Genomic DNA, 19,969 nt, shown 5'->3' with positions numbered 1-19,969 from the left:
TCCGTGCATTCTTTCCCAACACTGTCGGTGCCGGGTCGCATAATGTGCGCATGACGACGTGGAACGAATTCTCGGCAGCGGCCCCGATACTCGCGTCCGCGGTGCGTGCTCGATTCACCGCGCACAAGCACCATGTTCTTGCGACGCTACGAGCGGACGGCTCACCGCGCGTGAGCGGAACCGAGGTGGAGTTCGTGGACACCGGGGTGCTGCGACTCGGCTCGATGCTCGATGCCGCCAAAGCGCGAGATCTTCAGCGCGACGGCCGGTTCGCACTGCACAGCAATCCCGGCCATCACTCCATGGAGGGCGGCGACGCAAAGATCAGCGGAATCGCCGCAGAAATCACCGATCCTGCTGTGCTGCAACCGATATTCGACGCGACTCCCGGCGAACTCGTGCCGTATCACGTGTTCGATCTCGACATCGGCGAAGTGGTACTGACGTCACTGGTGGACGATCACATGCAGATCGACATCTGGCGTCCGGGAACCAAGGTACGCACCGTCACCAGGTGAGCTCTTCCTTGCAGGTTCGGCCGTGTGCGGTCGGCTCGACCTGCACGGTGGCATGGTCGAGTCCGTAGGTCGACAGCAGCGAGCGCGCTCGATCGAGCACCATCGACGACGACCCCTCGCACTCCAGATGCACCGTGGCCACGTCCATTCCGGTGGTCAGGGTCCACACATGCAAGTCGTGCACTCCCGTCACTCCGGGAAGGGCGCTCAGATCTCCGGTCAACGCGTCCACGTCGACGTCGGCAGGACTCGCCTGAGTGAGGATGCGCAGTGCCGACCCGGCGAGCTTGATCGCACGCGGAACCACCCACAGCGAGATGAGCACGCCGACGACGATGTCGACCCAGGTCCACCCGAACACCAGCATGAGCACACCGCCCACCAACACACCGACGCTGCCGACTGCGTCGGCCAGCACCTCCATGTAGGCACCGCGAACGGCGAGGGAGTCCTTCGCATCGCCGCGGATGAGCATCATGACGACGATGTTCGCGGCAAGACCGGCCGCAGCGGTGAGAATCAACGGAAGACCGGGGATCTCGGGCGCATCGCCGATGCGCGATATCGCCTCGTACATGATGAACGCCGCAACGCCCAGCAGCAGAACAGCATTCGCGATCGCGGTGAGCACCTCGGCACGGTGCCAACCGAATGTCCTTGCCGCTGCGGCACTTCCCTTTCGCGCAAGGACGAGAGCGATCAAGCCCATCGACATCCCGAGTACGTCGGTGAGCATGTGGCCGGCATCGGCCAGCAGACCGAGCGAGCCGATGGCCAGCGCCACGGTCAGTTCGACCACCAGGAACACCACCAGAACGGCCAACGCCACGATCATCTTGCGAACCCGAGATCTGGGCGGTCCCGCGCCGTCGGGCGAATGACCACCCACGCCGTGGCTGTGTCCGTGACCCGCGCCCATGACTCCCCCTCGTGACTGCAACGACTTCAGGCAGTCACCATATGCGTACATACGCATATATGCAATGGTGTGCTCGGGTCACAACTCCGGCGGGACGTGCGGATGCTTGACCGTCGGCGGCAGAGTCGCCAGCGCAGAGATGCGCTTGAGCCCGGCGACCTGCAACAGATCGACGATGATCGACCGCAACTGAGCGAGCACCACCGTCGCCGACAACCCGGCGTTCGAGATCAGTTCCGGCTTCGCTCCGGCAGCAACCGACCGCAACACCCGCGCGGCCTCCGCCGCATCCGGCTTCTGCCCCGGATCGGCGAGAATCATCTGGCGTAGGACTTCCACCGCATGCGCCAGCTTCTCCACCTCGTCGACCACCCGCGGGTCCAGAATTTCGTCGTCGCGCACCAAGGTCAACGACCGCCGTGCCAGCACCCGAATATTGCGAACAGCGTTGTCGATGGGGTCGGCTGTCGCCGCCAGGGCCGCCAACCGAGTGCGATGATTCCAGTACATCGGAGAAATGCGCGCGATCTCCCGGCCGCCCTTGAGATCGGTCCGCAGAGCATCGATTCCGGACTGCGTCGCCCGAGCCTTGCGCAACGCATCCTCGATGGGCTTCGGGTCGTTGGCCACCAACCCGTCGGCCACTTTCTGCAACACACTCGCCGCCGTCGCCAACACGTTCGCCGCATCCTTACGCGCCCGCCACACCGGATGCGTCGGAATCAACGCCACGATCGCGATGCCCACCAGACCACCGACCAACGCGTCGACCATGCGGTTGGGGCCACCCATGTTGCCAGGAGGAATGAGGGTCGCCACCAGCACCGCGGACGATCCGGCCTGCATCGCGATGATGGGGCCGCCGTCGAGGAACACCGCGGCCGACATCGCCAACACGACCACCAGCGCGATCTGCCACGGCCCACTGCCGATCAGGGAGATCAACAGATCGCCGACGCCGATGCCGACCGTCACGCCGGCCACCAACTCGGCCGATCGACGCAACCGCGCCCCGAGGGACACACCGAGCGAGACGACGGCCGCAATGGGCGCAAAGAACGGACGTTCGTGACCGACGAGATCCGTGGCGACGAACCACGCGACCCCGGCCGCCAACGCGCACTGCACGATGGGCAACAGCGACAACCGCAGCCGCTCGGTGCCCGCCTTCATCCGGGTTCGGCCACGCGCCCGGCTCGCGCGGGCCCGATCAGCCCAGGCCGAGCGCTTCCGCTGCTTTGGGGTCACAGTCTTCGAGGAGGTCGAGGCAGCGGGCGTACTCGTCGTGCTCGCCGATGTCGCGGGCGGCTTTGGCGAGGACTGCGACGCATCGGAGGAATCCGCGGTTGGGCTCATGGCTGTACGGGACCGGCCCGAATCCCTTCCATCCGTTACGACGCAACTGGTCCAGACCTCGGTGATAACCGGTACGCGCATAGGCGTACGCGGTGATGGTGGCACCCGGTTCGAGAGCGGCCTCGGCGAGATACGCCCACGCGATCGACGCCGTCGGATGGGCCGCAGCAACCGTCTCGGGAGCCTCGTGATTCAGCAGTGCGGATTCGGCCTCGTCGTCGCCGGGCAACAGCGTTGGTTGAGGTCCGAGCAGATCACCGAAAGAAGTCATGGCGCTCATTGTGCCCCTACGTCACCCAATCGTGTCCGAACACCCCCGGCGGCGCTCACGCTGCGCTGCACACGCGGTCGATAGGCTGCCAGCTGACGAAATTTCGGCCTTACAGCTTTCGAGGAATTCGGTGAACGAGGGAGAACGCATGTCGGACGAGAAGAACAATGCGACCCCCGAGGCCGACACGACCAAGATCGACCTGAACAAGAAGAAGCCGGCCGACGAATCGACGGACGCCCCCACCGAGAAGATCGCTGCACCTGAAGCCGATTCGCCGGTAGCTGCGCCTCGAAAAGCCGAGCCCCAGAAGATTGCGCCTCAGAAGATCGCGCCCAGAAAGATCGAACCGCAGCAGGCTCGGCCGCAGCAGGTCGGACCACGCCGCGTCGGACCGCCGGCTGCGGAACCGAACAAACCGAGTCACAAGAAGTGGTGGGCGGCTCTGGTGGCCGCGGTAGTCGTGATCGCGGCAGTGGCCGCCGGTGCGTACCTGCTGATCGACCGCACGAGCGTCGAGGACTCCCCGGAAGCGCAGATTCGCACGACGGTCGAGTCGTTCACCAGGGCGCTGGCCGCTGGAGATCTGGCCACGCTGCGCAGCACGTCCTGCGGAGACCTGGCGACGTTCTATCGCGACATCCCGGACACGGAGTTCGCCGACGTGCATCGGGTGTCCGTGGAGCAGGGCAACATCCCGACCGTCGACAGCATCGACGCCATCCAGGTCACCGACGACACCACGGCGATCGCTCAGGTCATCGCCCACACGGACGCCAACCCGAACGATCGCTCGCCGCGCACCTTCGACCTGAGCCTCGACGGCGATCAGTGGAAGGTGTGCAGCTGAGTACCCATGTGAGTGGAACTTCGTAGTGGGCTACGAGGTTCCGCTCACATGGGGCGCAGCCGCTTATCCGGCGCTGACGCTGCGTCCGGCCGACTTCAGGTCGTTGCAGGCCTCGATCACACGGGCCGTCATTCCGGCTTCTGCCTTCTTGAGGTAGCTGCGCGGGTCGTAGGCCTTCTTGTTGCCCACCTCGCCGTCGATCTTGAGCACACCGTCGTAGTTGGAGAAGAAGTGTCCGGCGATCGGGCGGCTGAATGCGTACTGGGTATCGGTGTCGACGTTCATCTTCACCGTTCCGTACTCGAGCGCCTCTTCGATTTCGCTCTTCGCCGAGCCCGATCCGCCGTGGAAGACGAAGTCGAACGGCTTCGAGCCCGATGCCAGGCCGAGCTTCTCGCTGGCCACACGCTGACCGTCGGCGAGAACGGACGGCTTGAGCTTGACGTTGCCCGGCTTGTAGACGCCGTGCACGTTGCCGAACGTCGCCGCCAGCAGGTAGCGCGAGCCGGCGTCTCCGGCACCGAGTGCCTCGACGGTCTTGAGGAAGTCCTCGTTCGACGTGTACAGCTTGTCGTTGATTTCTGCCTCGACGCCGTCTTCCTCGCCGCCGACGACACCGATTTCGATCTCCAGGATGATCTTCGCGGCCGCAGCACGAGCCAGCAGATCCTTCGCAATCTCCAGGTTCTCGTCGATCGGCACAGCCGATCCGTCCCACATGTGCGACTGGAACAGCGGGTTCTTGCCGGCGTCGACGCGCTCCTGCGAGATCGCGAGCAGCGGACGCACGTAGGTGTCCAGCTTGTCCTTGGGGCAGTGGTCGGTGTGCAGCGCGATCGTGACGTCGTATTCGGCGGCCACGACGTGGGCGAACTCGGCGAGAGCGACAGCGCCGGTGACCATGCTCTTCACACCCAGGCCGGAGCCGAATTCTGCGCCGCCGGTCGAGAACTGGATGATGCCGTCGCTACCCGCGTCGGCGAAGCCTTTGATGGCGGCGTTGATGGACTCGGAACCCACACAGTTGATTGCCGGGAAGGCGAACTTGTGTTCCTTCGCCCGGCCCAGCATCTCGGCGTAGACCTCGGGAGTTGCGATAGGCACGGCGTCATTCCTCCATTGAAAGTTCGATTGTGTCCTGTGCAGTATGGCAACCTCCGGGCTCGGTGTCGTGCGTACCCGCTCACGTCCCTCCCGGGTGGTTGTCCGTCGAGGGGTGCCGAACAGGCCATCGAGTTCACGGTCGGCCGACACCGACTGTTCAGGAGTTGCCGGTTTCGGCCGGTAGTGTGGGCGCGGTGAGTCTTCTTGCTGCTTCGGAATCGGTGACGACGAATCTGGCCCTGTTGCCCGGTTTCCTCGATCCGGTGAACCTGCTCAATTCCTTCGGTCACTGGGTCCTGATCGGTCTGCTGCTGGTGGTGTTCATCGAGTCGGGCCTGCTGTTCCCGCTGCTGCCCGGCGACTCGTTGCTCTTCACAGCCGGCCTGATCGCGGCGTCGAAGTCCACCGAGATCGAGCCGTTCGCGTCCATCTGGACGCTGGTCATCCTGATTCCCATCGCGGCGATCCTCGGCGACCAGGTCGGTTTCCTCATCGGCACCAAGGGCGGTGCTGCCCTTTTCAAGAGCAACGACGCCCGGTTCTTCAAGAAGAAGTACATCGACGAGTCGCACGTCTTCTTCGAGAAGCACGGCCCGATCACGATCATCCTGGCGAGATTCGTACCCATCGTGCGGACGTTCGCGCCGGTCGTCGCCGGTGCGTCGCACATGAAGTACTCGCTGTTCCTGACGTACAACGTCGTCGGCGGCATCCTGTGGGGCGCGGGTGTCACGGTTCTGGGGTACCTGCTCGGACAGATCGCGTTCATCCGCGACCACGTCGACATCATCTTCCTGCTGATCGTCGCCGTGTCCGTACTGCCCATCGTGATCGAGGTCGGCAAGCGCATGATCAAGGCCCGCAAGACTCCACTCGGGGAAGCAGCCGACGCGATCGAAGCCGACGCCCCGGACTCCAAGTCCTGATCGAGAAATTCCGAAAGCGATCGAGCCCGTGTCACTGAGCGCCACAGCATTGACCGCCACCGCACTGCAGACCGTGTCCACCGAGGCCGTCGGCAGTTTCGGACCGCTGCAGTCGGCAGGTCCGCTGGTCGTGTGGGTGATCGTGATGGCATTCGTGTTCATCGAATGCGCGGTGATCATCGGCCTGTTCCTACCCGGTGACTCGATGCTTATCACGGCGGGCATCGTCATGGCGACGCACGCGTCGGGCACCGGCCACATCTGGGCTCTCTCGGTCGGTGCGATGGTTGCGGCGATCGCGGGCAACCAGGTGGGATACATGATCGGCCACCGAACCGGTTCGACGCTGGTGGCCCGCAAGAACGGCAAGTACCTCAACACCAAGAACCTGCACAAGGTCAATCTGCTGCTGGAAAAGCACGGATTCTGGGCGGTTCTCGTCGCACGTTGGATCCCGTGGGTGCGCACGCTGTGCCCGATGGTCGCCGGGGCGGCGAAGATGGATCACCGTCGCTACACCATCGCCAGCACTCTGGGCGCAATCATCTGGGCACCGGTGCTGCTGCTCGTCGGCTTCTACTTCGGCTCGTTCATCCAACGCATCCCGTGGCTGATGCCCGCGGTGCTGATCAGCATGATCGTGCTGCTGGTCGTCGGAACGGGTCTGGGCATCTGGCAATACCGCAAGGAAATGGCGCGTCCCGAAGAGACGATCGTCGTCGACGAGGTTGTCGAGTAGTAGCCCGGAGCGATTTAAAAACCAGCGGGAGTGCAGCCTGCGGAACGACCTAGAAACCGCGGGAGTGCAGCCTGCGGAACGACCTAGAATCCAGCAGCACAGACGCGGTAGGCCGCTTCCATGAGCATCCAGCCACCGAGTTGCACGGACAGGTCGCGTTCGGGCACCTCGGACGGTCGGACCGTTCCCTCGGCGAAGGTAGCGATGTGCAGGCCCTGCCCCGGGAATCGTGCTTCGCGGGTCCAGTCGGCACCGAACAGTGGGTTGTCCTCCACTTCGAGTCTGTTCTCCCACGCGGCCTCGGCCGAGGCGAGGACGATTGCAGCGGCGACCTCTCGTGCCCGGTCGTCGGCGTCGGTGTCGCCGGGTAGTTCGGTGGCCACCAATGCGAGGTAGCGCGCGAGAATCGGGTTGAACAGGCCCCCGTCTCCCCCGCCGCCGCCGGTGATGACGAGGTTGCGGGTGAGGTGGTTCTCGACGGCGTCGACCAGCGCGTGGACGCGCTGCGCGTGCCTCGGCTCGCCGAGACGGAGTGCGAGTTCGGTTTCCAGGCCGAGTGCGACGCCCTGGCAGTAGCTGTAGATCGCGCGTTCGACCTCGCCGGACTTGCCCGCGTCGACGAGGGCGCGGGTGGAATGCATGCCGTCGAGGATCAATCCGGTGCGCGAGTCACGCAGGGTGCGGTCCATCCAGTCCGACATCTCCTGGGCCCGCCAGAGCCGACCGGTGCGGGCGAGCATGATCGCGGCCGGGCCGTTGGCAGGCGCGTTGTAGAAGTCGGATTTCTTGCGCCACGGGATGCCGCCGCCTTCGGCCGGAGCCCAGGCGTCGAACAGTTCCATCTCTATCTGCTGGATGCCGCTGCGATTTCCGACGAAGTGCTGACGCTGCGCACGTTCCAGGGCCAACCCGAGCCAGGCCATGTCGTCGTAGTAGTTGTTGGTCCAGCCGGTGAGGTTTCGGGTGCGGTGCGCGCGGGTGATCTTCGTCAGGCGTCGTCGACGTTTTGTGGTGAGTTCGCGGTCGGCGGCATCCACTGCGCAGTCGAGCAGGTGTGCCTGCCACCAGTAGTGCCAGCGCAGGAAGGCACGCTCATGCTTGACGGGCGGCCACGCGACGACTCCGAGCGCCGTACCGGGCAGTCCCCACAGCCGACGCATGTGCCGTGCGACGACGGCCCCCTCCGCAGCGTCGGCACGCTGCGACCACAACTCCTGCATACCCGCAATCCTGCCACTACCGTTGCCGAACCGTTACATCCCGTCCTGGTAATGCCCTGTCCTCACCATGCGGTATCGAGATCGGCGTGGCGACGAATCCACGAGTGCATCGCAATCCCGGCCGCAACACCGGCATTGATGCTGCGTGTCGACCCGAACTGCGCGATCGAGACCGTCATGGACGCGGACTCCCGCGCACTATCGGAGACGCCGGGACCCTCCTGACCGAACAGCAGCAGGCAGTTGCGCGGCAATTCTGCCGTTTCGATCGGCACCGAGCCCGGGGTGTTGTCGACGGCGACGACGACGAGTCCCTGGTCCTCGGCGAACGCCATCAGCGCCTCCACCGAATCGTGGTGGTGAATGTGTTGGTACCGGTCGGTGACCATCGCGCCGCGACGGTTCCATCGACGCCGCCCGACGATGTGCACCGCCTGCGCGGCGAAGGCGTTGGCCGTGCGCACCACCGTGCCGATGTTCGCGTCGTTCGCGAAGTTCTCGATGGCGACGTGCAGTGAATGACGGCGCGTGTCGATGTCGGCGACTATGGCCTCGCGTCGCCAGTATCGATATGCGTCGACGACATTGCGTCGATCACCGGCGGCGAGCAGTTCGGGGTCCAGTCGCGGGTCGTCGGGCGGCGGCTGGTCGTGGGTGTCCGACCACGGGCCGACGCCGTTCGGGTTCTCACCCCATTCGGTGGGACCGGCTTCGGCCGGTTGGCCATCGATCTCGTTCTCGCTCAATAGATTTCGTTACTGTCGGGCGCGATCCGGAATCCGTGACCGGTGGCGTCGTTCGCGCACGAGATTCCGTTCTCGGCCGAGGTGCAGGTGTAGCCACCCTCGGCGATGGTCGCACCGACAGCCAGCGGCGGATCCATCGACTCGCCACCCGAGGTGTACACCACTCCCCCGGAACACATGAATGCCGCGGGACCGTCGTTGGTCACGCGAATACCGTTGCCCCAGTTGATCATGCAGTCGTCGGGCCGCGGCGGGACCGGGGTGGTCGTACCTTGACACCCGGCCTCGGTGCGACTCGACAGCGGCACGATGCCGCATTGGAACAGTCCGTCGGGCGAGGTGAAGTAATAGGCCCCGCCGATCGCGGCATAGGTCGTCTGCGGCTCCGCGACCGGTGGGGGTGGTTCGACCGGCGGGGGCGGCGGCGCTTCCGACGTGGTCGTCACCGGCGGCGGAGTCGTGGTCGGCGCCGTCGTCGTGGTGGTCGGCACGGGGGTGGTGGTCGACGACGGAGGCGGCGCTTGCGCAGCCGACTCGCTACTGCAGCCGGTGAGTACGAGCGCCGACCCGATCCCGACAGCGACCGCCCACGCCCGCACCGTTCCGAATCGCACTGTCCCGAATTGTCTTGTCCTGCTCGACCGCACCGTGCTCAGCATGAAGAAAACCCGACCCACCTTTCGACACCTACTGCTCGAAAGACAGACGATACCGGCGCAGCGCCGGCATCGTCCGGTGCGGCGTTCTAGGTGTGGCTCAGACGGCGGTTGACTTCACGGGTGAGCCACGCAGGCGAGAACCGTGAACCGAGCGAGAGTGCCTTGGAGGGCAGTCCGACCGGGAAATGCACCTTGTGCAACCGACGCTTCACCGGACGGGTGGCGTCGAAGATCGCGTCGGACACATCTTTGACGGTGAGCTTGATGCCCAACGAACTCGTGGTGCCCGTCGAGATCTTCTCGGTCATCGCCGTCTGGACGAACAGCGGCCACATGGCCTTGACCGCGATGTCGTACTTGCTCCATTCGAGATCCAACGCCTCGGTGATGCCACGTACCGCGAATTTGGATGCGCCGTACGTCACCAACTCGGGCTGACCGTAGATGGCCGAGGCCGAGCACAGGTTGACGACCTGCGCGCCCGGGGTGTCCCTGAGGTATGGGAATGCAGCGTGGGTGCCGTAGACGACGCCGTTGACGTTGATATCGATCTGGCGGCGATGTACCGAGAGCGGCATGTCTTCGAAGGCCCCTGCAGCGAGGATCCCGGCATTGTTGATCAGGATGTCGAGTCGACCGTCACCCTCGGCAACGAACTCCTTCAACCGGGTTTCCCACTGGTCGGAGTTGGTTACATCCAAAGTACCGGTGAACACCCGACCGCTGAGCGAAGCAGCTTCCTTGCCGAGTGACGCCAAACCGGTCTCGTCGATGTCGTACGCACCGACGAGGTAACCGTTGGCAGCGAACTTGAGTGCCGTTGCACGGCCGATGCCGGCCGCGGCACCTGAGATGAAGACAGTTGGTCGAGTCACATCGATCACCGTACATGTAACCCTACTTACGAGTAACCCCCAATCTCCGATCGATCGAACGCCGTCTCCCGACGGCACAGGAGTACCGAAGTGAACGACTCGAGGATCGTGCGAGCCGTCGTCGTCGTGGCGATCGGCTATTCGATAGTGCTGACAGTCTGGATCGGCTGGCTCGTGGACAAGACCCCGCCCGGCACATTGCCGTACCAGTTGGCAGCCCTGGTGGCCGGATTCGGCGCGGCCCTCGGCCTGGCCATGATGATCGCCGGACGCCCCACGCGCGAGCAGAAGGATCTGATCGAACACGGCGTCGAGGGGTGGGCGACGGTGGACGCGATCCGGCGCATCGACGACGACACCGCCGAGCTGGACCTGGAGTTCACCGTGCCGGGCTCGAGCAGCTACTTCGGCAAGATCGTCTACGGCATTCCCCGAGCCGACACCGCACACTTCGAGCCGGGCACGGTCATCGCCGTTCGAGTGGACCCGGCCCATCGAGAGCGGGTTCTGCTGCTTCCCCGTCACGGCGTCGACGAGTAGTGGCCAGGGCGTCGACGAGCAACATCTGAGCGGCCACGTACGTGGACAGGATCACCGCCTCCGCCGTGCGGCGCTGCCGTTCGTCGGTGAGGAACAACCGTCGGTGGACGATCAGCGCGTCGGACACCGTGAACAGGATGCCGCCCACGACGAGCCTGCGGTCACCCCCACGCGAGACCGACCGCGCAGACAACGTCGACGTCGTCGCGAGCACGCCGCCGTAGGCCGACAGGGTCGGGGCGACCGCCGGTTGGCGTCGAGCCAGCAGGATCGACGCGGCCAGCCAGCCCGCGTATCGCGGAACGGCGTCCAGCAGAACCGGTCGCGCACCACGACGCCACAGCAGAAACGTGTAGCAACTCTGCATAACTCCGAATGCCGTGGCACCGAGTTCGAGCGCCGAGTCGTCGTCCGGGTCGATCAACAGCACGTCGCCGATGGTGGCTGCGACCAGACCCGTCGCCAGCACCCGGTCGTGTGCTGGATCGAGAGCGGTGGCCAATGCAGGAACGATCAGCGGCTTGGCAATCTTCTGCAGCCGTGCCGAGCCCGTCCACGCCCCGAGCACTGTCACCGCACCTGCTACCGACGCGGCAACGCGGGCATATCCCACCCGATCGATGTTCACTTCCGACCTTTCCGGGGCGAATCCGTCATAACGACCGTCACATGTGACCCTGACCCCTATCGCTTGATACTCGCAGTGAGCGTGGGCATCGTGGACAGGTCGGTCGGATCATTTTCGAAAGCACTGGGGACCATCATGCGCCGCAAACTCACCGGGCACACTCGCATCGCAGGTGACGAGGTCGCCGGCTACCCCAATCCGCTTCTCCGCGACTGCGACCTCCGCCAGGCACAGATCAAGCGCTGGGTCGTCACCCTGTTGATCGTCATGGTGCCGTTCTCGCTGTGGATCGGCACCGGTGCCTACTCCGAGCAGCAGCAACGACTCGACGAGCAGCGCACGTCGATCCACCAGGTGACGGCCACCACGACCGATGTCGCAACCGTGGCACCGACTGCCGCGACCAGCTTCGACTCCACCAACGGTGCCGCCGTGACGGCCGTTCCCTCGCAGTGGGTCTACCGAGGCGTCGAGCACACCGGCCGCGTCAGCGTCGACACCGGGTCGCCGGTCGGTACGACCGCTCAGATCTGGGTGAACGACGCCGGCGAGCTGAGCCTGCGGCCACTGACCTCGTCGGATGTCGTCGCTGCCGCGATCTTCAGTGCTGTCGGAAGTTGGATCCTGGCGGCCACTGCGCTGATCGGCTTCTACTACGTCATGCGCTTCCGATATGACGGGCGCCGAAACGCCGAGTGGGATCGCGAGATCGCCGATCTACTGAGTCGACACTGATCCGCTCTCACTCCCCGAGCTCACCCCACCCGATTTCAACGGCAGGTGAGCCTCGCATTGCGATATATAGTTAGTGTATGCAACAATAAACCGGTGAGCCATTCCCACGACGACCTCAAAGATCTGGTCTCGGAGCTGGTCACCAGTTCGTCACGCTTCGTTCGCTTGGCTGCCCGATTCGGCAGCGACGAATGGCCCAGAGCGTGGATGCGGGCACTGTCGCTGCTCGAGGAGTATCAGCCCCTGCGCATCAGCACCTTCGCCGAGTTGGACCGATGCTCGCAGCCCTCGGCCACGGCACTGCTCGCGAAGTTGGGCAAGAACGGCCTGGTGACCAAGACGTCCGACCCCGACGACTCGCGGGCCGTGCTTGTCGAGATGACCGAGGCCGGCCATCGGTGGCTCGCCGCGAGTCGCCGTCACATCGTCGACGGACTCGTCCCGTACCTGTCCGACCGAGACCCGGAACAAATCCAGAAATTGACCGACGGCCTGAGCGAGCTTCGCAGCATCCTCGAACCCGTCGATCGCGAAAAGAGAGGAACTCTTTCGTGACCACCAGCACCTCCCCCGACAGCCTGCTGAAGCAACCGCGCGCCGTGTGGGCCGTCGCGTTCGCCAGCGTCATCGCCTTCATGGGCATCGGTCTGGTCGACCCGATCCTCAAGCCGATCGGCGAACAACTGCACGCCTCGCCGTCCCAGGTGTCGCTGCTGTTCACCAGCTACATGCTCGTCACCGGCGTCGCGATGCTGATAACCGGCGTCGTGTCCAGCCGATTCGGGCCCAAGCGCACACTGCTGGCCGGCCTGGCCGTCATCGTGGTCTTCGCCGCCCTCGCCGGCATGTCCGGTTCCGTCGGCGAGATCATCGGATTCCGCGCCGGCTGGGGACTGGGCAACGCCCTGTTCATCGCCACGGCGCTCTCGACCATCGTCGGCGCAGCATCCGGCGGCGTCGCCCGCGCGATCATCCTCTACGAGGCCGCACTGGGCATCGGAATCGCAACCGGCCCGCTGGTCGGCGGCCTACTCGGCGGATTCAGCTGGCGCGGACCGTTCTTCGGCGTCGCGGTACTGATGGCCATCGCATTCATCCTGCTGATCGTCATGCTCCCGGACACCCCCAAGCCCGCGCACACCACGTCGATCCTCGATCCGTTCCGGGCACTGCGACACCGCGGACTGCTGACCGTCGGCATCACCGCACTGCTCTACAACTACGGCTTCTTCACCCTGCTGGCGTACACCCCGTTCCCCCTGGACATGGGTACCTACTCGATCGGTTTCATCTTCTTCGGCTGGGGCCTCTGCCTGGCCGTGGCATCGGTGTTCATCGCACCGAGACTCCAGCGGGCCTACGGAACGCTGAACATGATGATGCTCTCGCTCCTGCTCTTCGCCGTCGACCTCGGCGTCATGGCGATGTTCACCGAGAACAAGACCGTCCTGATCGTCGGAACCGTCGTGGCCGGCCTCTTCCTGGGCGTCAACAACACTCTGATCACCGAGACCGTCATGATCTCGGCGCCGGTGGAGCGCTCGACCGCGTCGGCGGCCTACAGCTTCGTCCGCTTCACCGGCGGTGCCGCCGCTCCCTACCTGGCCGGCAAGCTCGGTGAATCCAACATGCACGTCCCGTTCTGGGTCGGCGCGGCCTGCACGGCCCTGGCCATCGTCGTCCTTGCGAGCGGCCGGAAAGTCCTCGCTCACGTGGACGAACACGAGCCGGCACCGCACAGCATCGACGAGGCCCGCGCGGTGACAGTAGGCGACTGAGCCTTTCGATCAACCGCTGGATCCGACGGCCGAGAGCATCGCTTTCGGCCGTCGGCGTGTATCAATGGCCTCATTCGTCACATCCGTCTCATCAGTAACACTTTGGTAACCAATACCTCAGTAAAGGACTTTTCGGTTCGATGTACCGTCCGGTTGGTTTACGGTCACGTCATCACGGTTGTTCGTGTGACTCACCAACAACACTCGTTCCGCGTGGGAGGACGGGTGCGCGCAGCTCACTGCTGCCACTGACCGAAGGGCCACAATCTCCATGTCGCAGAAGTCGATCGCCAGGTCCAAGAAGGCGCGCCTCGCCGCAGCCGGGGCCGCCATGGCACTGTCCCTGTCCATCGCCGCACCGGGAATCGCCAGTGCTCAGGATCCCAGTACGCCGGAAAGCTCCGAGGTTCAAGCACCGGCGGGCGAAGAATCCGAAGGCGTCGAACCCGCCGCTCCCACAGGCCAACAGGGTGCCGCAGTAGAAGGATCGGGCACCGCAACAGCCGAAGGACAGATCGACGCTCCTGTCCCGGCCGTCACGTCCGAGGACGCAGCCGCGGCCGCCGCAGCCGCAGTCCCGACACCCGAAGCCCCCTCCGCCGTTCGTCCACTGCCGCAGATCACCGGCGGCGTCGTGTTCAACGAAGACGGCACGGCCACAGTCAATCTCGACGTCATTCCGCAGTTGTCCGACGCCGAGAAGAAGGCGATCGCCGACGCCGAGGCCGCCAGCAAGGAAGCCGCAGCCGCATCGGCTGCCGCCCAGGTACGACTCGAGACGGCCAAGGCAGCCGAGGCCACCGCGAGCACCGACGCCACCAAGGCAGAGGTTGCTGCTGCCGAGGCAGACGTCAAGGCCAAGGCCGCCGTCACGGCCGCCTCGAACGCCAAGGTCGAGAGCGCAGCAGCGAGCGCAGCGGTCACCGCAGCGAAGAACACCGCTGCCGAACTGAAGACCAAGGCCGACGAAACCAAGGCCGCCGCCGACAGCGCTGCAACAGTCGCAGCCGAGGCAGAGGCGAAGGCGAAGGAGCTCGAAGCCGCAGCCGTCTCGGGCGACCCCGAGGCCACCGCCGCAGCCGAGGCGGCTCGCGCAGACGCCGACGCGAAGGCCGAACTCGCCGCCACCGCCAAGGTCGAAGCCGACGCATCGAACAAGGCGCTCGCGGATTCCGTTACCGCTGTTCAGGATTCGTTCAAGAACTTCAACCTCGCCAAGGTGACCGCTGCAGTTCGCGCTGCCGCTGCCACTGCCGCGAAGTCGCTGGCACTGAACATCGAGGCTCAGACCGCTGCCGCAGTGGCCGCAGTGGCCGAGCAGAACGCGAAGAACCTCGAAGCCGCAGCCGAGGCCGCCGCAGGTGAAGACACTGCATCCGAGAAGGCCGCAGCCGACGCCCGCACTGCCGCCGACGCAGCGAAGGCCGACGCCGACGCCAAGGCCGAGGCGGCAACCGCTGCCCAGGCTGCACTCGATTCCGCGCCGTCGGACGCCGATGTCGCTGAGTTGCAGGCCAAGGCCGACGCAGCCGCAGCGGCACTGGTGACGGCGAATACGGCCGTCGAGACGGCGAACGCCGACCTGCAGGCCAAGACCGACGCAGCCGCGACCGCCAAGACCAAGGCCACGGAGGCAGCAGCCACGCTGAAGACGGCTCAGGACGCCGCAACGGCCGCCAAGACCGAAGCCGACGCCAAGGCGAAGGCCGAGGCCGATCTCAAGGCCGAGGCAGCCGAATTGGCAGCCAGCGGACCGAAGTTCGAGTGGACCATCAACCTCGGCAACACCGTGAAGGAAGACGTACCCGTCACCGAGGTCGACGAGAACACCGTCGTCGTCGACAAGACCGGAGTCTCGCTCGTCGGCGTGAAGAACGAGGACGGATCCTTCACCGTCGCGGACTACTTCACCACCGACGACAACGGCGTCGTCAGCGTGGCCGGAGAGCTCCCGCCGGTCGATCTGGCACTCGGCGATTCCTCGAACGAGGCGTCGGGCGCTTCGGACAGCTCGTCGAACACCCCGGTGATCCTGGCCGGTGTCGGCGTGGTCGTCGTCGCAGCTGCCGGTGGCGCGTTCTACCTGCGTCGCCGCAGCTCCACCGATGCCACCTCGTAACACCCGCTGGCTGTGGACGGCGATCCTGACGTTCGTTCTTCTCGTATCAGGTTGTGCGAGTGACGAAGTCGGGATCGCCGCACCCGATCGTTCGCCGGTGCAGTCACAGATCTCGGGGGCTGCACCGACGGGCGATGTCGCCCCCTCTCGACCGGAGTACATCGAGCTGCGCTCGGCGGACGGGTCGACCTATCTGAGCAGTCCCATTCATCCGGACCCCCTCTATCGCGGCGGGGAAAGCGGGCAGGTGCTGAACCCGGTGGACGAACTACCGGCCTGGTGGGCCGAGAGTGGCATGCCGGGCACCTCGACCGAGCAGACGGTAGTTGTTGCCGGACACAACTATTCGAAGCGGGACGCCCCGTTCAAGGCACTCCGGGTGGTGGCACCGGGAGACACCGTCGTATTACGCACGGCCAACGGCACTGTGGAGTACGCAGTCGAAACCGTAGGACCCCTGCCGAAGGGATCACTGTTGGCGGACAACGAACTCCGCAAATCGGTGCCCGGTCGATTGATCCTGGCCAACTGCGACGTTCAAGGCGGCGAGCCGACCGACGACAACTTCGTCGTCGTCGCGCAGTTGATTCGCTGAAACAGGCTTGTAGACAATCACTGTCGCGGCCGGGCCCCCGGTCCGGCCGCGACAGTGGCTACAGACCGAGGTCTGCCAAGCCCAGCAGTGATCGGTATACCAGCCCTTCGGCGGCGATGACATCGTCCGCACCCGTCGCCCGATCCACGACTGTGGCGACCCCGACCACCGTCGCGCCCGCGTCGCGCAGGGCTCGAACTGCGGTCAGGGGCGAATTGCCGGTCGTCGTCGTATCTTCCACTACGAGAACACGTTTGCCGACGATGTCCGGTCCCTCGATCTGACGCTGCATGCCGTGCGCCTTCGCTGCCTTGCGCACCACGAATGCGTCGATCGGCCGGCCCTGCGCGTGCATGATCGCCATCGCGACGGGATCTGCGCCCATCGTCAAACCGCCGACCGACGCGAAATCCCAGTCGGCGACGAGTTCGCGCATCAGCGAACCGATCAATGCACCTGCGCGATGATGGAGGGTCGCCCGACGCAGATCCACGTAGTAGTCGGCTTCCTTGCCCGAGGACAACGTCACCTTCCCGTGCACGACGGCGAGCTCTTTCACCAGATCGGCCAGTTCCTGCCTGTCCGAATTCGCAGCGCTGTCAGCCATGTTCGGGTTCCTCTCGTCGTGCCATGAGGCGGTCGGGTCGGTACGAACTTACCCACCGAGATTCTCGACCACCCGCACCCGGGTACTGGGCGCAGCGCTCCCCTACGCGGCGACCTCGGCGGCGCGGTGCTCGTCCAGGGACTCCTTGGTTTCGACGAACGGTTCGGGCGCGGTCACCGATCGAGCCTTCGCGACCAGCGACGAGGGGAACGATCCGACGGCCTCGGACAGCTGATACGCCGTGTCGTTGTACACCCGCACCGCGCCGGCAATCCGCTTCTCGGTGACCGTCAGGTCGCCGGCCGGCCCCTGGAACGCCCAGTTGCCGACGACACTGCGGCGCGCTTCGGCGTCGTCGAGAACCGCATGGAAGGCGGCGGACAGAGCGTTCTCGGCGGCAGCCTGCGCCTGCAGGCCCAGTCCGCGATCACGGACTGCCTTGGACCACGAACGCGCTCCGGCGAGCTGACGCAGCAGGTCGCCCGACAGGTCCGCCGACTCGGCCGCAGTCAGAAACGGTTGCAGTTGCTCGTATCGACGCTCGAGCTCGATGTCGACGAGCCGTGCGCTCTGCTCGGCCAGACCGCGGTACCGCGCGAGGCGGCGCACCACACTCAGGACGTAACCGAGAACGACGAGTACCAGCACGAGGACCACAACGCCCGAGAAAACCGTCACGAGGTACGAATTTAACGGTGCCCAGCCGCCGAGGCCGGTAGGCACGCCCGAGAATGATCAGGGTTGGTTGCGTCGCCGATCCGCATCGAACGGAATCGGACGGGACACGGGCGGACGCGGCACCGGTCGCACCGGATTCACCGATCGCGTGGCCTGCGGTCCGCTCTGATCCGGCCTCGGTGGACTCGGCCGTCGAGTCGCCTCCTGCGGACGAGAATCGGCAGCAGGACTTCTCGTCTCCACACCGCGAGGCTCGACACTGCGCGGCTCCACACCGCGCGGCGGGACGTTCCCGGACTGCTGGTTGCGGGGCGGCCCGACGCGCGGTTCCTGCACCAACGGTCGACCCGGATCGCTTCGATCACGAACGGACTCGCCGCCGCCCGGACGCGAGCCGTACACGGCGCTACCGCGGACCGGCGGCAGAACGTGCAGCATCCCCGACAGTCGCGCCACCGCATCGATCGCGGCATCCCAATCGCGCCCCGAGCTGGTCAGGGGCATCGATCCGAGAGTCCAGTCCTGTTCACTCCACAACAGCTGCAGATTCTCGGGAATCGACTCGGTGAACGCCGCCATCCGCTGGTCACAGACACGACGAGCGATGTCGACGTCGGTGGCGAACACCACTCGCGGTCCGATGGACCCGAGCAGTTGCATGTCCTCGTCGCGCGGAGGTGGCGTCGAGCGGGGCCTCAGGTCGATATCGACGTCGGAGCCGACAGAACGCTGCACGGCCACGATGGTGCCCGTCTCCTCGACGTCGAAGAGTACGAACTCCTCACCACGCCGAACTCCGGTGACGACGCCGAGAGCCACATCGAACTCGGGCTTGGACAGCGCGGCGCGCGAGAACTGGGTGACCAGCTCTCGGTCGTGGGGTCGGTACTCGTACCCCTGGGCCTTGGCCCACATCTGCCGTACCCGACCGGATCGATCTCGCTTGGATCGGTCGATGTAGAGCAGCGCTGCTGCGCCCACGAGTGCAATTACCGCCAGGCCGAACCACATTGCCGTCATCGCGAACCACCTTAATCGACTTCCACCTCGCGCCCGTCCACGGCCGCCGACTCCTGTGAACGGTCATAGGAGCCGCACGGAGAGCTGCGGGTCATTCCGCAGGCTCCACTCCCGCCTTACCCTCCGAGCTTGGGGGTCTCGATGATGACGTTCGCACGGATGATTCCGTTCTCGACGGCCTCGCCCTGCACCACGACGAAAGCGCCGACGGCCAACGACGCGAGATCGCGACCGGACAACGAAATTATCTGGGTCTGCGGTGTGGTCTGCACTGTGACCGGAGCGCCGTCGAGGCCGTCGAGCGTCAGAGTCGAACCGTCGTTGGCGTTGATCGTTCCCACCGACGAGCCGAGCTGGCCGAGGATCTCGGGAATGCCGCCCGGGATGAGCTCGGGTGTGGTTGTCGCACCCGATTCCGTGGGCCGCGGCGTGGTCGTGGGCGCGCTGGACGGCGAGGGCCGGATGGAGGTGGACGGTGCCGCGGCGGTGGTGCCCGGTTCGTCGCGCCCTCCGCTCAGAAACGCAATCCCGAACGAGACGACGATGACGAGCACAACGAGCCCGATCAGCGCCAGAACCCACGGACGGGGCCCCTTACTGCCGGAATCGACGCTGTTCGGCTCCTGCGGCGGCGGCGCACCCCCGAACTGCTGGGTGCCCCCGAACTGCTGTGGTTGTCCGAACTGCAGGGTGTGACCGTACTGCTGGGTGTGACCGTATTGCTGGGTGTCGTATCCCGGGGCCTGTCCGTAGGCCTGGTTCGCGGCCGCCTGCTGCGCCGGGTCGAAGGGCGGGAACGCCTGCGTCGGCTGGTAGCCCGGTGGGTACGCCTGCGGGTCGGGGTTGCCGTAGGCCTGGGTCGGATACGCCTCCGTCGGCTGAGCGCCCGGATACTGCTGGGCATCCGGGTACTGCTGGGCGTCCGGGTACTGCTGGGCGTCCGGGTACTGCTGGGCACCTGGGTGCCCATAGTCCTGGGTCGGCTGGGATGACTCCGGCTGCTGCGCCGCGTCCTGATCGCGATCTCTAGGTGCTCGCGGGTCGTCCGGATCTGTCATTCCACGAGGGTACCCACGCCGAGAACGT

23 protein-coding genes are annotated in these 19,969 nt (G+C 65.5%); 10 read left to right on the top strand and 13 right to left on the bottom strand.

Annotated features, from left to right (window positions below; all coding sequences use genetic code 11):
• Positions 1–50: 50 nt before the first annotated feature.
• The gene (locus RFA01S_RS04995) at positions 51–518 is read left to right on the top strand and encodes a pyridoxamine 5'-phosphate oxidase family protein (protein WP_032406549.1); all 468 of its coding nucleotides are present in this window, start codon (positions 51–53) and stop codon (positions 516–518) included.
• On the opposite strand, the gene RFA01S_RS04990 is transcribed toward RFA01S_RS04995, so the two are convergent.
• The 3 genes from RFA01S_RS04990 to RFA01S_RS04980 all read right to left on the bottom strand — a co-directional run bounded on the left by RFA01S_RS04990 (position 508) and on the right by RFA01S_RS04980 (position 3,064).
• Positions 508–1,437 carry a cation diffusion facilitator family transporter gene (locus RFA01S_RS04990; RefSeq protein ID WP_027494299.1) on the bottom strand — a complete coding sequence of 310 codons (930 nt, stop codon included), beginning with the start codon at positions 1,435–1,437 and terminating at the stop codon, positions 508–510. The two genes, RFA01S_RS04995 and RFA01S_RS04990, sit on opposite strands and share 11 nt — an antisense overlap.
• Positions 1,438–1,515: 78 nt before the next feature.
• On the bottom strand, positions 1,516–2,610 hold the full coding sequence (locus tag RFA01S_RS04985) for an FUSC family protein (RefSeq protein ID WP_032371495.1): 1,095 nt from the start codon (positions 2,608–2,610) through the stop codon (positions 1,516–1,518).
• 37 nt (positions 2,611–2,647) lie between these two features.
• Positions 2,648–3,064: a DUF3151 domain-containing protein gene (locus RFA01S_RS04980; RefSeq protein WP_032406638.1), complete on the bottom strand. Its 417-nt coding sequence runs from the start codon at positions 3,062–3,064 to the stop codon at positions 2,648–2,650.
• 148 nt (positions 3,065–3,212) lie between these two features.
• Between RFA01S_RS04980 and RFA01S_RS04975 the strand changes: the two genes are divergently transcribed.
• Positions 3,213–3,914: an Rv0361 family membrane protein gene (locus tag RFA01S_RS04975; RefSeq protein WP_052060521.1), complete on the top strand. Its 702-nt coding sequence runs from the start codon at positions 3,213–3,215 to the stop codon at positions 3,912–3,914.
• Positions 3,915–3,977: 63 nt separating this feature from the next.
• On the opposite strand, the gene fbaA is transcribed toward RFA01S_RS04975, so the two are convergent.
• On the bottom strand, positions 3,978–5,018 hold the full coding sequence (fbaA, locus tag RFA01S_RS04970) for a class II fructose-bisphosphate aldolase (RefSeq protein WP_027494302.1): 1,041 nt from the start codon (positions 5,016–5,018) through the stop codon (positions 3,978–3,980).
• 185 nt (positions 5,019–5,203) lie between these two features.
• Here fbaA and RFA01S_RS04965 point away from each other — a divergent pair, with 185 nt between their 5' ends.
• Together RFA01S_RS04965 and RFA01S_RS04960 are read left to right on the top strand one after the other, a co-directional pair.
• Complete coding sequence (locus RFA01S_RS04965) at positions 5,204–5,944, top strand: VTT domain-containing protein (RefSeq protein WP_371828753.1); 741 nt, start codon at positions 5,204–5,206, stop codon at positions 5,942–5,944.
• Between the two features lie 73 nt (positions 5,945–6,017).
• Complete coding sequence (locus RFA01S_RS04960; RefSeq protein WP_027494304.1) at positions 6,018–6,683, top strand: DedA family protein; 666 nt, start codon at positions 6,018–6,020, stop codon at positions 6,681–6,683.
• 83 nt (positions 6,684–6,766) lie between these two features.
• On the opposite strand, the gene RFA01S_RS04955 is transcribed toward RFA01S_RS04960, so the two are convergent.
• From RFA01S_RS04955 to RFA01S_RS04940, 4 genes are all read right to left on the bottom strand, one after another.
• Positions 6,767–7,903: a glycoside hydrolase family 76 protein gene (locus RFA01S_RS04955; RefSeq protein WP_032373679.1), complete on the bottom strand. Its 1,137-nt coding sequence runs from the start codon at positions 7,901–7,903 to the stop codon at positions 6,767–6,769.
• 62 nt (positions 7,904–7,965) lie between these two features.
• A complete protein-coding gene (locus RFA01S_RS04950; protein WP_052060522.1) occupies positions 7,966–8,649 on the bottom strand; it encodes a TrmH family RNA methyltransferase in 684 nt (227 codons plus the stop codon).
• Positions 8,646–9,308 (bottom strand): DUF6636 domain-containing protein, encoded by a 663-nt coding sequence (locus RFA01S_RS04945; RefSeq protein ID WP_370878753.1) that lies wholly within the window; start codon positions 9,306–9,308, stop codon positions 8,646–8,648. Before RFA01S_RS04945 ends, RFA01S_RS04950 begins: the two co-directional genes overlap by 4 nt.
• A gap of 86 nt (positions 9,309–9,394) precedes the next feature.
• The gene (locus RFA01S_RS04940) at positions 9,395–10,183 is read right to left on the bottom strand and encodes an SDR family oxidoreductase (RefSeq protein WP_027494308.1); all 789 of its coding nucleotides are present in this window, start codon (positions 10,181–10,183) and stop codon (positions 9,395–9,397) included.
• A gap of 90 nt (positions 10,184–10,273) precedes the next feature.
• Between RFA01S_RS04940 and RFA01S_RS04935 the strand changes: the two genes are divergently transcribed.
• Positions 10,274–10,723 carry a hypothetical protein gene (locus RFA01S_RS04935; protein WP_032406550.1) on the top strand — a complete coding sequence of 150 codons (450 nt, stop codon included), beginning with the start codon at positions 10,274–10,276 and terminating at the stop codon, positions 10,721–10,723.
• Here RFA01S_RS04935 and RFA01S_RS04930 read toward each other — a convergent pair.
• Positions 10,650–11,345 carry a lysoplasmalogenase family protein gene (locus tag RFA01S_RS04930; protein ID WP_052054760.1) on the bottom strand — a complete coding sequence of 232 codons (696 nt, stop codon included), beginning with the start codon at positions 11,343–11,345 and terminating at the stop codon, positions 10,650–10,652. The genes RFA01S_RS04935 and RFA01S_RS04930 overlap by 74 nt on opposite strands.
• A 141-nt stretch (positions 11,346–11,486) precedes the next feature.
• Here RFA01S_RS04930 and RFA01S_RS04925 point away from each other — a divergent pair, with 141 nt between their 5' ends.
• The 5 genes from RFA01S_RS04925 (at position 11,487) to RFA01S_RS04905 (ending at position 16,578) form a co-directional block, all read left to right on the top strand.
• A complete protein-coding gene (locus RFA01S_RS04925; RefSeq protein WP_048316526.1) occupies positions 11,487–12,086 on the top strand; it encodes an Rv1733c family protein in 600 nt (199 codons plus the stop codon).
• Positions 12,087–12,179: 93 nt separating this feature from the next.
• Positions 12,180–12,641, top strand: a complete 462-nt coding sequence (locus RFA01S_RS04920) for a MarR family winged helix-turn-helix transcriptional regulator (RefSeq protein ID WP_032364936.1) — start codon at positions 12,180–12,182, stop codon at positions 12,639–12,641.
• Entirely contained in the window at positions 12,638–13,864 is a 1,227-nt protein-coding gene (locus RFA01S_RS04915; protein ID WP_027494311.1) for an MFS transporter, read from the top strand. The genes RFA01S_RS04920 and RFA01S_RS04915 overlap by 4 nt, the downstream gene beginning before the upstream one ends.
• Positions 13,865–14,135: 271 nt before the next feature.
• Complete coding sequence (locus RFA01S_RS04910; RefSeq protein WP_072692001.1) at positions 14,136–15,983, top strand: hypothetical protein; 1,848 nt, start codon at positions 14,136–14,138, stop codon at positions 15,981–15,983.
• A gap of 97 nt (positions 15,984–16,080) precedes the next feature.
• Positions 16,081–16,578, top strand: coding sequence for a class F sortase (locus tag RFA01S_RS04905; protein WP_255283965.1), 498 nt, complete (start codon positions 16,081–16,083; stop codon positions 16,576–16,578).
• Positions 16,579–16,636: 58 nt separating this feature from the next.
• Here the strand turns inward: RFA01S_RS04905 and pyrE are convergent, their stop codons facing one another.
• The 4 genes from pyrE to RFA01S_RS04885 form a co-directional block, all read right to left on the bottom strand.
• The gene (gene pyrE, locus RFA01S_RS04900; protein WP_032406552.1) at positions 16,637–17,185 is read right to left on the bottom strand and encodes an orotate phosphoribosyltransferase; all 549 of its coding nucleotides are present in this window, start codon (positions 17,183–17,185) and stop codon (positions 16,637–16,639) included.
• 102 nt (positions 17,186–17,287) lie between these two features.
• On the bottom strand, positions 17,288–17,863 hold the full coding sequence (locus RFA01S_RS04895; protein ID WP_032364932.1) for a LemA family protein: 576 nt from the start codon (positions 17,861–17,863) through the stop codon (positions 17,288–17,290).
• A gap of 57 nt (positions 17,864–17,920) precedes the next feature.
• Entirely contained in the window at positions 17,921–18,874 is a 954-nt protein-coding gene (locus RFA01S_RS04890) for a TtfA family protein (RefSeq protein ID WP_032382281.1), read from the bottom strand.
• Positions 18,875–18,999: 125 nt separating this feature from the next.
• On the bottom strand, positions 19,000–19,941 hold the full coding sequence (locus RFA01S_RS04885; protein ID WP_052060523.1) for a DUF5666 domain-containing protein: 942 nt from the start codon (positions 19,939–19,941) through the stop codon (positions 19,000–19,002).
• Positions 19,942–19,969: the final 28 nt, after the last annotated feature.

Source organism: Rhodococcoides fascians NBRC 12155 = LMG 3623 (genome assembly GCF_001894785.1).
Taxonomy (GTDB): Bacteria; Actinomycetota; Actinomycetes; order Mycobacteriales; family Mycobacteriaceae; genus Rhodococcoides; species Rhodococcoides fascians.
Note: the sequence above shows the minus strand (reverse complement) of the source record. Positions and strands in the feature narration are given on the sequence as shown.